Genomic DNA, 11,314 nt, shown 5'->3' with positions numbered 1-11,314 from the left:
CTCAGCGCCACCGCCCAATCAAAAACCTCAGATGCCCCCAGTCTCTCCCGAGCGTCTCCGCAGCTTCCACCGCGTCCCAGCACCTCAGCAGCGCCGGTGAAGGGCGTTCTAAGTATATCGCCCAAAAGCCGCAAGTGGAAAAATCAAAAAAACGCAAAAAAACGCAAAAGCAGAATTTTATATTACTAAAACAAATGGTTACGAAGAGCATCCAGCCATTCAACCCGGAAGTCGCGGACACAGACCATCGCAAATCAGCGCCATGGATATGTTATTCACACTGTTACCCACAGACTCGCTCGCGAGTCAGGCTGAATCGGCCTGCCTAAACCGGATCAGGATTGTTGTGACCGGCAGGCGCAAGGCCAGTAGGCCGAGGATGATCGCCAGATAGACCAATGGCTCGATCTGAAACCCCTTCGCCAGCATCACATAATGAAGCGCGCCCAGGATTGCGGCTGGATAGACCAGACGATGCAGTTTGCGCCATCGAGGCCCCAAACGGCGAACCGACCAATTGTTGGATGTGATTGCAAGCGGCAGCAACAATACGAACGCAGCCATGCCAACTGTGATATAGGGCCGCTTGATAATGTCCGCCCAGATTTGACTGGGAATCTGAACATCCAGTACCAGCCAGATCAGCAGGTGCAATGCGACATAGGAAAATGTCAGCACACCTATCGCACGGCGGAACTTCATCAGATTTAGCCCAACGAAGCGACGCAAAGGCGAAATCGCGAGACCCAAAATCAGAAGTTGTAGCGCCAGCTCGCCAAATTCATGCTCGAGAGCCTCGATCGGCTCGACCCCGAGACCACCGGTCATGCCCTGATAGAACAACCAGGGCGCTGGCAGCACGCCCAGCAGATAGACGGACCAAATGGGGATCCGTCGCAAGAGGTCGTTGAGCCGCCGCATCATCTTAGTAGTTCTTCGCCAGATCCATGCCTTCATAAAGGCTCGCAACTTCGTCTTCATATCCGTTGAACATCAGCGTCGGGATTCGCTTGGCAAACAGGCCTCCGCCGATCTGGCGTTCCGAGGCCTGCGACCAGCGGGGGTGATCCACATTGGGGTTCACATTGCTGTAGAATCCATATTCACGCGGACCCGCCATATTCCAACTGGTCGGAGGCTGCGTATCCGTCAGGGTGATCCGCACAATCGATTTGATCGATTTGAAGCCGTATTTCCATGGCACAACCAATCGCAAAGGCGCACCGTTCTGGTTCGGGATATCCCTGCCATAAATCCCGGTCGCCATAATGGTCAGCGGGTGCATCGCCTCATCCAAACGCAGTCCTTCGCGATATGGCCAGTCAAGCACCGGATATGCCACACCGGGCATCTCATCGGGTCGATAGGCTGTTTCAAAGGCCACATATTTCGCGCCGTCCTGAACACCGGCCATGCCAAGCAAATCTGCTAGCTCGAACCCGTTCCAGGGGATGACCATCGACCATGCCTCGACACAGCGGAAGCGATAGATTCGCTCCTCGACCTTCATTTCTGACATGATGTCCTTGAAATCATATTCGCCGGGGCGGTCGACCAGACCGTCGATGGTGACACTCCAGGGCTCGGTCACCAGTGTGTGAGCATACTTCGCGGGGTCATCCTTGCGAGTCCCGAATTCATAATAGTTGTTGTACGAGGTAATTTCTTCCCATGTATTCGGCTCTAACGTCTCGGCCGCCGCTGGCCGCGCCAGACCCGCTAGCCCGACACCCGCCAAACCGGCCATGACCTGTCGCCGATTCAGAAACGCCGCCCTTGGGGTGACGTCTGCATGCGTCAGTTTATTGGTCCAGCGATGCGCCATTTGGTTCTCCGTTATTCATTAACCTCGGAAGTGAGGTAAGGTCTGATAGCACAGAGCCAAGGAAACAGGCGTCACGATTGAGCGAACAGATTGTAACGAAAATTGGGTACGCTTGGGCGCGAGGATAACGGTCACCCGATGTTCAAGCCGACAACACGGTTTATTTCGCACCCCAGATTGATCGCCTGATAGGTCGGAAAAGGCAGCCGGGCCGAAGTTTCGATATCGCGCCGAACCCAGTCCTGCGCCTCTAATTGCTTGAGCGAGGACGACAATGCGCGATCAGTGATCACCCGAAGATCCGACCTAAGCCCTGAGAAGCGCCGGGGTTGGCCAGTCAACGCCAGAATAGGGACCGTCCAGCTGCGGCGCAGTAACGTCAGTTCAGTATCATCCGGCACCAAAGCCACGATTTCTGCCGCTACGGCCGCCGCTTGAACCCCGATTTTGGTTAGACGGAATTCAGGTCGCAATGGGTGGCCGTGGCCCGGGTTCCGTTCAAGCAAGCCAAGGCTTACCAGATGCTCCAGACTTGCTGCAAATGCTGTCCGGCTTGCCCCCGTCGCAGCGAGCAATGGGGCCTGCCTGCCCGGAACCCCCTGGTGCAGCTGCGCAAGAATGTTCAGCGACCAGGCCCGAGAGGTAAGCTTGACAAGTAAATTAATGTCCATAAAGTATAGTTACTTTATTTTAGGACAAAAGGAAAGTTCCATGCCCCTCGTTTCCTTAGAAAACACCATCACTCTTGCCATTTCGGTCAAAGACCGCCACGCCAGCGCACAATGGTATAATGAGAAGCTCGGGTTTGAGTTGATCCATCATATTGATGAGGCGGGTTGGAGCGAGATGCTCACCAAAACCGAAGGCGTGACCCTTGGTTTGGGTGAGCAGGCAGAACCAGCGCCCGGAAACACCGTTCCGGTCTTTGGTGTTGCTGATATCGCAAGCGCACGCGATGCTTTGGAAGGGGCCGGAGTTCGGTTTGACGGTGAAACCGAGACGATTGAGGGGATGGTCAGCACAGCCACATTTTACGATCCGGATGGCAATGCAATGATGCTGGCGCAGGACTTGACCAGGCAGGCCTGAACGCTCTCAGCCCCAATCACGCCACTACCAAAAAAAACCCGCCAGATTGGCGGGTCTCTTCAGTTCTTAAGGGTTAGTGAACCACTGCATCGTCAGGGCGTGGGCGTTCAGACGTTCCCAACCGATCGCCGATGATCAATCCATCCGTGCCTGCTGTTACAGGTACAGTCTCGCCATCCTTGATCTCACCGGCCAGCAGAGCTTCGGCCAGCGGGTTCTGCAATGCGCGCTGGATCACGCGTTTCAGCGGGCGGGCACCGAAGACCGGATCATAGCCTTCGTTTGCCAGCCATTCCTTTGCGCCATCATCCAAGGCCAGCTCGATCTTGCGGGCAGCCAGACGTTTCTGCAGGCGTGCCATCTGGATATCGACGATGCCATCCATATCGGCCCGCTTGAGCCGATCAAAGATGATGGTTTCGTCCAGCCGGTTCAGGAATTCAGGCCGGAAATGCGCCCGGACCGCATCCATAACATCCCGCCGCGCTTGCGCACTGTCCGCACCTTCGGGCAGCTGGCTGAGCGCCTGAGACCCAAGGTTCGACGTCAAGATGATCAGCGTTTGCTTGAAGTCCACGGTGCGGCCCTGACCATCGGTCAGCACGCCATCATCCAGAACCTGAAGCAGAACGTTGAACACATCCGGGTGCGCCTTTTCGACCTCGTCAAACAGCACGACCTGATAGGGTCTGCGCCGCACGGCTTCGGTCAGCACACCACCTTCGTCATAGCCGACATAGCCCGGAGGGGCACCGATCAGACGGGCGACCGCGTGTTTCTCCATGAACTCGGACATGTCGATGCGCACCATCGCGTTGTCGTCGTCGAACAGGAAGTTCGCCACGGCCTTGGTCAGCTCGGTCTTGCCCACGCCGGTCGGGCCGAGGAACAGGAACGAGCCCAATGGGCGGTTCTCGTCATTCAGACCGGCACGCGCACGGCGCACGGCGTTGGCAACAGCAGTGACCGCCGCATCCTGACCGATCACGCGGGAATGCAGATCGTCTTCCATCCGCAGCAGTTTCTCACGCTCACCTTCCAGCATTTTCGAGGTCGGGATACCGGTCCAACGCTCTACGACGGAAGCGATCTGTTCAGGGCGCACCGTTTCCTCGGCCATCATGGCGTTGCTTTCGGCGTTTTCGGCCTCGGTCAGCTTTTTCTCAAGCTCAGGGATGACACCGTAGGACAGCTCACCCGCTTTGGCGAGGTTCCCTTCGCGCTTCGCGATTTCCAGATCAGCCCGCGCTTTGTCGAGCTGTTCTTTCAGATCGCGCGCACCGGCCAGCTTATCGCGTTCGGCCTGCCATTGGGCGGTCATCTCGGCGGATTGCTCCTGCAGGTCGGCCAAATCCTTTTGCAAGGTTTCCAGACGATCCTTGGAGGCCGCGTCATCTTCCAGCTTCAGCGCCTCTTCCTCGATCTGCATTTGCAGGATCTGACGATCCAGCTGATCGAGTTCCTCGGGCTTGGAATCCACCTCCATCCGCAAACGCGACGCCGCTTCATCTACAAGGTCGATGGCTTTGTCAGGCAGGAAGCGGTCAGTGATGTAGCGATGCGACAAGGTCGCCGCTGACACGAGCGCCGAGTCCGAGATGCGCACACCGTGGTGCAGCTCGTACTTTTCCTTGATACCGCGAAGGATGCTGATCGTGTCCTCAACTGTCGGCTCAGTGACCATCACCGGCTGGAACCGTCGTGCAAGGGCCGCGTCTTTCTCGACGTATTTGCGGTATTCATCCAGCGTCGTCGCGCCGATACAATGCAACTCACCCCGGGCAAGCGCAGGCTTGATCAGGTTGGCGGCATCCATCGCGCCGTCGGATTTACCGGCACCTACCAGCGTGTGCATCTCGTCGATGAACAGTATGATCTCACCGGCGGCTTCGGTCACCTCGGTCAGAACAGCCTTCAGTCGTTCTTCGAACTCACCGCGATATTTAGCACCGGCGATCAGCGCACCCATGTCGAGCGCGAGAAGCTTCTTGTCCTTCAATGATTCCGGCACATCACCATTGACGATGCGCAGGGCCATGCCCTCGGCAATCGCGGTCTTACCGACGCCGGGTTCACCAATCAGTACCGGATTGTTCTTGGTGCGGCGCGACAAAACCTGCATCGAACGGCGGATTTCCTCATCCCGCCCGATGATCGGGTCGATCTTGCCTTCGGCTGCAGCCTCGGTCAGGTCGCGCGCATATTTCTTAAGCGCGTCGTAGCCTTCTTCCGCCGATGCGGTGTCAGCAGTGCGGCCCTTGCGGATATCGTTGATCGCTTCGTTCAGTTTCTGGGCCGATACAGCACCGGCCTCCAAAGCCTCTTTGGCTTTGGATTTCACCATACACAGCGCCATCAGAACGCGTTCGACCGGCACAAAGCTGTCGCCCGCCTTGGTGGCGAGCTTCTCTGCCTCGTCCAAAACCTTGGCGGTCTGGCCGTCCATATAGATCTGGCTCGCGTCGCCGCTGACCTTCGGAATTTTGCCCATGGCCGCGTCCAACGCCTCAACCACGCGGTTCGGTGCGCCGCCAGCGCGTGTGATCAGGTTGCTGGCCAGCCCCTGATCGTCGTCCATCAATGCTTTCAAGATATGTGTGGGCTCCAGCCTTTGGTGCCCCTCGCGCAGCGCAATGGTCTGCGCGGCTTGCACGAAACCCCGTGCCCGCTCGGTGAACTTGTTCAAGTCCATAGCATTCTCCTTTTCTTAAGCGCCCCGTATTGATGCGCCCGCTTGGCGGCACGCGTCGGTCTGGGCCTCACATTCAATTTGGGAAATGTCTTTTCCCATTCAAGAGGCTAGAGCATATAAAACGGCGTCATCCGCGCGGAATCGAGTAGACGGAATAACCGCCAGTTTCTCCCATCAATTCAGCGTTGTACATTTCGACCAAAGACTGCTCGGCACTGCTGCCTGTAGGGCATGAAACCAGATCTGCTGTATGATCGAGGAAGTTGCCGGTATAGGCTGTTTCCCCGGTCAATTGACACCAGTCGTCTTCCGATCGGTACCCACGCACTAACAGAAGATTGTCATTGGTTGGAGCCGGCGCGACACCGGTTTCGGGCGGATCGCTTTGAGGCGCGTCTTCGCATGCGGCCAACATCAGTGCCGCGCCAAGTACAATTACCTTTTTCATCGTTTCTATCCCTGTTCTGAACGTCGGCACTTTAGCACATTGCGCAAAATAGTGAGTGAACTGCGTCACCTCGGGCTTCACACATGGACAGATCGCCCTGAACCCGTTAGGACGCAAACGTTTGCCAAAAAGGAGCGCCCCATGTCCGATGACCGCCTTATCGTAGCCCTCGACGTCCCAAACGCCCTGCAGGGTCTAGCCATGGCCGAGCGGCTGGGCGACTCGGTTTCGTTCTATAAGATCGGGCTGGGTATGTTGACTGGCGGCGGTCTGGCATTGGCCAACGAGTTGAAACAGGATCACGGAAAGCGCATTTTCTTGGACATGAAGCTGTTCGATATCGGCAACACTGTAGAAAATGCAGTGCGTGGGTTGGCTCAGTTCGATCTGGACTTCTTGACGGTGCATGGTGATCCGCATGTCGTACGCGCCGCAAAGGAGGGCGCTGCAGGCAAGGACATGAAAATTCTGGCGGTAACCGTCCTGACATCACTGAACAGGGACGATCTGGATGCAAGCCTTCTGAAAGCGGGTGACGTACAGGACCTCGTTGTAGAACGCGCGGCCAAGGCTTTCGAGGCCGGAGCTGATGGCGTCATCGCCAGCCCTCAGGAAGCCGCACTAATCCGCGCCCTGCCCCAATCCGAAGGTCGTTTGATTGTAACCCCTGGGGTACGCCCTGCTGGTGCAGCTTTGGGCGACCAAAAGCGGGTCGCAACCCCGGCCAGTGCAATCGGCGATGGGGCCGATCATATCGTCGTGGGCCGCCCGATTTATCAGGCGGATGACCCCAAAGCCGCCGCACAAGCAGTTTTGAGCGAGTTAAATTCATTGACTCACCATTAGGCGAAAAGCCAAAAATTGCGGAAGGAACGGTGCTCAAGCAATTGACGTTAGGTCAATTTTTCGCGCCGCCGCGCCAAATCGTCCCTGTGCCCGAAAACACACATGAAAAACATGAGTTTTATGGCGTTCGGCTTGTGGCTATCGAAAAACGCCATTTTCGGCGATTCTACACACAAGACACTCCCCAACGGGCCATCTCTTCCTGAGGCTCGTTACCTCCCCCCGCAGGCGCGGGGGGTTTTCTTTCGAAGTCCCGTTCAAAGCTGCGCCGTTTCCGACAAATAATCCCGAAGGCGATCTGCAAAATTTGGAATGGCCAACGGCTTCGACAGATAATCCTGCGGACAAATCAGCCTCCACCCCTGCCCTTCGTCCCCAAAACGGATCAGACCAACATCTTCCGGCGGGCGCAGGGCGACGTAGAACCAGTTTTGACCATATTGCCGTGACCAGACAAGATCGGTTGCGCACAGGCGCAGTCCAACCTCTTCATCTGTTTCACGCAACGCGCATTCGATCGGTGTTTCGCCTGACTTTTTCCCGCCGCCTGGAGAATCGAGATGACCTGGAAACGGAATATCTGATCGATCATCTCTTAGAATGACCAGCAGCTTGTGCCCCAGAAACAACGCTATTTTTGCCCCGGAGAAGTCCATCGGTCCTCTTTTTATCCTTATCCATTCGCGATACCTTTTAACCTATCGAATGTCTTGACCAATCCGCCGCTGGCCGGAAAGAAACTACATCATGCCCGCCATCTGTCGCGACTGCCTGAAGGAAACTAAGCAAGGGCCGCGCTGCCCAACTTGCAGCAGCCCGAGGGTCAAATCGCACCCAGAGCTGTTTGACCTGACGATCGCGCATATGGATTGCGATGCTTTTTATGCTTCGGTCGAAAAGCGCGACAATCCCGAACTTGTCGACAAGCCTGTGATCATTGGCGGCGGCAAGCGCGGGGTGGTTTCGACTGCCTGTTACGTGGCCCGCGTTCGCGGGGTACGTTCAGCCATGCCAATGTTCAAGGCGCTTCAACTATGCCCCGAAGCGGTGGTGATCAAACCGCGTATGTCGGTCTATGCCAGCGTCTCGCGCGAGATACGCACCATGATGGACGAGTTGACACCTGATGTTGAACCGCTGTCGCTGGATGAGGCGTTCATGGACCTATCCGGCACCGAGCGGCTGCATGGTGCACCGCCAGCGGTCATGCTTGCGCGTCTGGTCAAGAGGATGAAAGATGAGCTGGGCCTGACGGGATCGATTGGCTTGAGCCATAACAAGTTTTTGGCCAAGGTGGCCTCGGATCTCGACAAGCCTCGGGGTTTTTCAGTGATCGGCAAGGCCGAGACGGCTGATTTCCTGCATGACCGGCCGGTGCGATTAATCTGGGGAATTGGTCCGGCGGCGCAGGAATCTCTGGATCGCGCAGGGATTCGCACATTTGCTGATCTTCTGCGCTGGGATCAGGAGGCGCTGACAGCGCGGTTCGGATCAATGGGCTACCGTCTGTGGCATCTGGCGCGAGGGCAGGACAAACGGCGCGTATCGGCCCATGAGCCGATGAAGTCGATCAGTAATGAGACCACTTTTTTCGAGGATACCGCCAGTCTTGAAATTCTGGACGGGCATCTGTGGCGTATGTCTGAAAAGGTAGCTGACCGGGCCAAAGCCAAGGGATTGGCTGGGCGAGTGGTGACGCTGAAGCTGAAACAGGCCAACCACAAGATCATCACCCGGCGCATATCACTACGCGATGCGACTCAGATAGCGGACCGGATTTATCGCACCGCTCGTGGGCTATTTGATCAGGTTGGCGATCAGGGTCCCTATCGCCTTTTGGGATGCGGTCTGTCTGACCTGTGCTCAGAGGATCAGGCCGATATCTCGGGCGACCTTCTGGATCCCGGTGCAGAACGCCGATCACAGGCCGAACGTGCGACGGACGAAATCCGGCGCCGTTTCGGTAGTGATGCAATCGTAAAAGGTCGTGCGCTGCGCTAGGTCTATTCGGCGGCAAGTGACATTGGATCGGACCCGATACTGGTGATCTGCGCGGTGACCTGCCGCAACACATCACGCAACGCCTCAAAGTTGCCGTTCGGCTGGATCGTTTCCTCGTTCATATAAAGTGACCGATCGATCTCGATTTGAACCGCATGCTGATGGCGGGCAGGTCGACCATAGGTCTGGGTGACGTAGGCCCCAGCAAAAGGCGTGTTGCGCGCCACATTCAGACCCGCGTCGGCAAAAGCGGCCTCGATCTGATCAACGATCACACCGGAAGCGGCCGCACCGAACCGATCGCCCAAAACGATTTCCGGTCGGGCCCGGCGCGAGCCGCCGGCCAGCGCCACCGCCTCGTGCGGCATCGAGTGGCAATCGATCAGAATGGCCTGCCCAAACATCTGATGCGATTCCGCCAGCAGAGATTTCAGACGAGTATGGTATGGACGCCAATAGGTATCGATCCGCAGGCGCGCCTCATCCATAGTCAGCTTGCCGCTGTAGATCGCCCTGCCGTTGGCGACCACGCGGGGAATCACCCCGAGGCCCGAGGTAACCCGCGGATTATGTCCGTGACGACGCGCACCCTGTATCAAAGCGGGGTCCAATTCATCCGAATTGCGATTCAGGTCCAGATAGGCGCGCGGCATGGCCGCGGCGAGCAGCGGTGCACCGAATTCAGCGACTGAGGAAAAAAGCTGATCGACATACGCATCCTCGGAGGACCGAATCATATTGCGGTTCAAAACAGACCGCTTCAACAAAGACTCGGGATAGGTCCGACCGCTATGGGGCGAGGCAAATACCACGCAGGACGTACGCGTTGCGGGCATATCCAGAATATAGGCTGCATTGGTGGCGGCGTCGGGCATGGGCTCTCCGTTGTTCGCACTCAACATAGACCGTAAAATAGTTCTGCCAAACCCCTTGATCCCCCCAACGACTCCTTTTATAGACCCCGCTACCGGCGCGGGGTTCCGCGCCCCATTTCGTTATGGGGCAGGTCACGCAACGGTTTCATGGGCGGTTAGCTCAGCGGTAGAGCACTTCGTTGACATCGAAGGGGTCACAAGTTCGATCCTTGTACCGCCCACCATGAATTCATTGCTCTGGTCTTTCCGGGGCACCCGATTAACCCAGGCGCTGGCCACGTCTTTGATGAAGGCGCCGCAGATTGGAGACAGACCCATGAAGGTCAAGAACTCGCTCCGCTCGCTCAAGAACCGGCACCGTGATTGCCGGGTTGTGCGTCGCAAAGGCCGCGTCTACGTGATCAACAAGACGCAGCGCAAGTTCAAAGCTCGCCAGGGCTAAGGGCTGCACGAACCTAATTAAAAAAACCGCGCTTTCGAGCGCGGTTTTTTTATGCCCTGCTTCTAGCGCCCTTTCGTGTCGGCGGAAGTGCCGGAAATCGCTCCGAAAGTCCGGTTCTGAGATTTAGTATTGTTATGAGACGGTCTCATGCTACGCTTTCCCTGTTTTTAGAAGGGAGGTCGGGTTGGCCAACGATGATCTGGATACGCTATTAGGAACAACCCTGACCGAGATGGTGGCCGATATAGGCCGAAGCGTGGCCCAAGCCGCCGAACAGCTTAGTCTGGATCAGTTGAACGCGCTGAAGAACTATCCTCAGGAACTGCGCGAGATGGGCATTCCGCCAGTCTTTTACCACATGCAGGATGTCGATGTAGAATTGAAGGTCGTCATGGAGATGACCAGTACCACAGAAGAAGGCAAACGCGGGATCATTGGTGCGTTTCTGTGTGGGCCAAAACTGACGCAGACAGATACGCTCGATGCAAGCAGCGCGTCGACCATGCGGATGCGGTTCGCGCCGGGACCGGTGGATGAAGGTGGTTCTGGTGGAGGGGTCGATGGCGACTAAAAAGGACAAGACCCCCAAAAAACAGCCTATAGATGTGCGCATCACCGAACTGCCCGAGGCCTTCACCACACTGCTTCAGTCATTGGAAAACCGCCTGACCGCGCTGGAGGCGCGCGAGGTCGTGTTGCTGGAGACGATCCAGGTCCTGCAAGACCAGATCGACGATTTGGAAGAAGGAGGCGGTGGCATACTGATGGGCGCGGGTTCTCCGGTGGTGAACCCAATGGCCGGAGGCCAGAGCGGAATGGAGGTTGAAGACAAAGATACGCAGATCGTGGATGCGCAGGTTTTTTCGCAGGCCCTGGGCGAACAGATCCTTGCAGGATCCGACGGCAGCGACGATTTCACCATCGACAATGTCCAGGTCGAAGCCTTTGTTGGGCTTGGTCGGGATGGCGACAAAGCCCAGTTCGCTACAAACGCGAAGAAACAGGCGGTCAGCCAGAACGCAGCGAAGGTCTCGTTCTCGGTCAAAAGACGGTCCGCAACGAAGATTATTGATAGAGACTGAATTCACAAAGGAGA

14 protein-coding genes and 1 tRNA gene are annotated in these 11,314 nt (G+C 56.8%); 8 read left to right on the top strand and 7 right to left on the bottom strand.

Annotation, left to right across the window (positions count from 1 at the left end; genetic code table 11):
- A partial coding sequence (locus ACR0NM_RS17795) for a hypothetical protein (RefSeq protein ID WP_480615943.1) occupies positions 1-189 on the top strand: 189 nt, incomplete at its 5' end.
- 117 nt (positions 190-306) lie between these two features.
- Here ACR0NM_RS17795 and msrQ read toward each other — a convergent pair.
- From msrQ to ACR0NM_RS17780, 3 genes are all read right to left on the bottom strand, one after another.
- Positions 307-921, bottom strand: coding sequence for a protein-methionine-sulfoxide reductase heme-binding subunit MsrQ (gene msrQ / locus ACR0NM_RS17790; RefSeq protein ID WP_480615947.1), 615 nt, complete (start codon positions 919-921; stop codon positions 307-309).
- A 4-nt stretch (positions 922-925) separates the two neighbouring features.
- Positions 926-1,825 (bottom strand): protein-methionine-sulfoxide reductase catalytic subunit MsrP, encoded by a 900-nt coding sequence (gene msrP / locus ACR0NM_RS17785; RefSeq protein ID WP_480456741.1) that lies wholly within the window; start codon positions 1,823-1,825, stop codon positions 926-928.
- 131 nt (positions 1,826-1,956) lie between these two features.
- A complete protein-coding gene (locus tag ACR0NM_RS17780; RefSeq protein ID WP_480615941.1) occupies positions 1,957-2,496 on the bottom strand; it encodes a winged helix-turn-helix transcriptional regulator in 540 nt (179 codons plus the stop codon).
- A 40-nt stretch (positions 2,497-2,536) separates the two neighbouring features.
- On the opposite strand from ACR0NM_RS17780, the gene ACR0NM_RS17775 reads away from it, so the two are divergent.
- Positions 2,537-2,914, top strand: coding sequence for a VOC family protein (locus tag ACR0NM_RS17775; RefSeq protein ID WP_480615939.1), 378 nt, complete (start codon positions 2,537-2,539; stop codon positions 2,912-2,914).
- A gap of 73 nt (positions 2,915-2,987) precedes the next feature.
- Here ACR0NM_RS17775 and clpB read toward each other — a convergent pair whose 3' ends face one another.
- Both clpB and ACR0NM_RS17765 read right to left on the bottom strand, forming a co-directional pair.
- On the bottom strand, positions 2,988-5,606 hold the full coding sequence (clpB, locus tag ACR0NM_RS17770; RefSeq protein WP_170398517.1) for an ATP-dependent chaperone ClpB: 2,619 nt from the start codon (positions 5,604-5,606) through the stop codon (positions 2,988-2,990).
- A 127-nt stretch (positions 5,607-5,733) separates the two neighbouring features.
- Positions 5,734-6,054, bottom strand: coding sequence for a hypothetical protein (locus ACR0NM_RS17765; RefSeq protein ID WP_170398514.1), 321 nt, complete (start codon positions 6,052-6,054; stop codon positions 5,734-5,736).
- Positions 6,055-6,195: 141 nt separating this feature from the next.
- Here ACR0NM_RS17765 and pyrF point away from each other — a divergent pair, with 141 nt between their 5' ends.
- Positions 6,196-6,900 (top strand): orotidine-5'-phosphate decarboxylase, encoded by a 705-nt coding sequence (gene pyrF / locus ACR0NM_RS17760; RefSeq protein WP_170514647.1) that lies wholly within the window; start codon positions 6,196-6,198, stop codon positions 6,898-6,900.
- 257 nt (positions 6,901-7,157) lie between these two features.
- Here pyrF and ACR0NM_RS17755 read toward each other — a convergent pair whose 3' ends face one another.
- Positions 7,158-7,556, bottom strand: coding sequence for an NUDIX domain-containing protein (locus ACR0NM_RS17755; RefSeq protein ID WP_480615937.1), 399 nt, complete (start codon positions 7,554-7,556; stop codon positions 7,158-7,160).
- 91 nt (positions 7,557-7,647) lie between these two features.
- On the opposite strand from ACR0NM_RS17755, the gene ACR0NM_RS17750 reads away from it, so the two are divergent.
- Positions 7,648-8,901 (top strand): DNA polymerase IV, encoded by a 1,254-nt coding sequence (locus ACR0NM_RS17750; protein WP_170819142.1) that lies wholly within the window; start codon positions 7,648-7,650, stop codon positions 8,899-8,901.
- A gap of 2 nt (positions 8,902-8,903) precedes the next feature.
- On the opposite strand, the gene ACR0NM_RS17745 is transcribed toward ACR0NM_RS17750, so the two are convergent.
- The gene (locus ACR0NM_RS17745; protein ID WP_170514642.1) at positions 8,904-9,776 is read right to left on the bottom strand and encodes an N-formylglutamate amidohydrolase; all 873 of its coding nucleotides are present in this window, start codon (positions 9,774-9,776) and stop codon (positions 8,904-8,906) included.
- A gap of 149 nt (positions 9,777-9,925) precedes the next feature.
- Between ACR0NM_RS17745 and ACR0NM_RS17740 the strand changes: the two genes are divergently transcribed.
- The 4 genes from ACR0NM_RS17740 (at position 9,926) to ACR0NM_RS17725 (ending at position 11,300) form a co-directional block, all read left to right on the top strand.
- A tRNA-Val gene (locus tag ACR0NM_RS17740) sits at positions 9,926-10,000 on the top strand.
- Positions 10,001-10,092: 92 nt separating this feature from the next.
- Positions 10,093-10,218 (top strand): type B 50S ribosomal protein L36, encoded by a 126-nt coding sequence (gene ykgO, locus ACR0NM_RS17735; protein ID WP_005648635.1) that lies wholly within the window; start codon positions 10,093-10,095, stop codon positions 10,216-10,218.
- A gap of 184 nt (positions 10,219-10,402) precedes the next feature.
- Entirely contained in the window at positions 10,403-10,789 is a 387-nt protein-coding gene (locus ACR0NM_RS17730; RefSeq protein ID WP_170398504.1) for a hypothetical protein, read from the top strand.
- Positions 10,779-11,300, top strand: coding sequence for a hypothetical protein (locus ACR0NM_RS17725; RefSeq protein WP_480615935.1), 522 nt, complete (start codon positions 10,779-10,781; stop codon positions 11,298-11,300). The genes ACR0NM_RS17730 and ACR0NM_RS17725 overlap by 11 nt, the downstream gene beginning before the upstream one ends.
- Positions 11,301-11,314 lie beyond the last annotated feature (14 nt).

This window comes from Ruegeria sp. AF2 (assembly GCF_056542025.1).
Note: the sequence above shows the minus strand (reverse complement) of the source record. Positions and strands in the feature narration are given on the sequence as shown.

Bases quoted from the DNA above. Each gene is read 5' to 3' on its own strand.
- msrQ (WP_480615947.1), bottom strand. From the start codon at position 921: ATGCGGCGGCTCAACGACCTCTTGCGACGGATCCCCATTTGGTCCGTC.
- msrP (WP_480456741.1), bottom strand. From the start codon at position 1,825: ATGGCGCATCGCTGGACCAATAAACTGACGCATGCAGACGTCACCCCA.
- ACR0NM_RS17780 (WP_480615941.1), bottom strand. From the start codon at position 2,496: ATGGACATTAATTTACTTGTCAAGCTTACCTCTCGGGCCTGGTCGCTG.
- ACR0NM_RS17775 (WP_480615939.1), top strand. From the start codon at position 2,537: ATGCCCCTCGTTTCCTTAGAAAACACCATCACTCTTGCCATTTCGGTC.
- clpB (WP_170398517.1), bottom strand. From the start codon at position 5,606: ATGGACTTGAACAAGTTCACCGAGCGGGCACGGGGTTTCGTGCAAGCC.
- ACR0NM_RS17765 (WP_170398514.1), bottom strand. From the start codon at position 6,054: ATGAAAAAGGTAATTGTACTTGGCGCGGCACTGATGTTGGCCGCATGC.
- pyrF (WP_170514647.1), top strand. From the start codon at position 6,196: ATGTCCGATGACCGCCTTATCGTAGCCCTCGACGTCCCAAACGCCCTG.
- ACR0NM_RS17755 (WP_480615937.1), bottom strand. From the start codon at position 7,556: ATGGACTTCTCCGGGGCAAAAATAGCGTTGTTTCTGGGGCACAAGCTG.
- ACR0NM_RS17750 (WP_170819142.1), top strand. From the start codon at position 7,648: ATGCCCGCCATCTGTCGCGACTGCCTGAAGGAAACTAAGCAAGGGCCG.
- ACR0NM_RS17745 (WP_170514642.1), bottom strand. From the start codon at position 9,776: ATGCCCGACGCCGCCACCAATGCAGCCTATATTCTGGATATGCCCGCA.
- ykgO (WP_005648635.1), top strand. From the start codon at position 10,093: ATGAAGGTCAAGAACTCGCTCCGCTCGCTCAAGAACCGGCACCGTGAT.
- ACR0NM_RS17725 (WP_480615935.1), top strand. From the start codon at position 10,779: ATGGCGACTAAAAAGGACAAGACCCCCAAAAAACAGCCTATAGATGTG.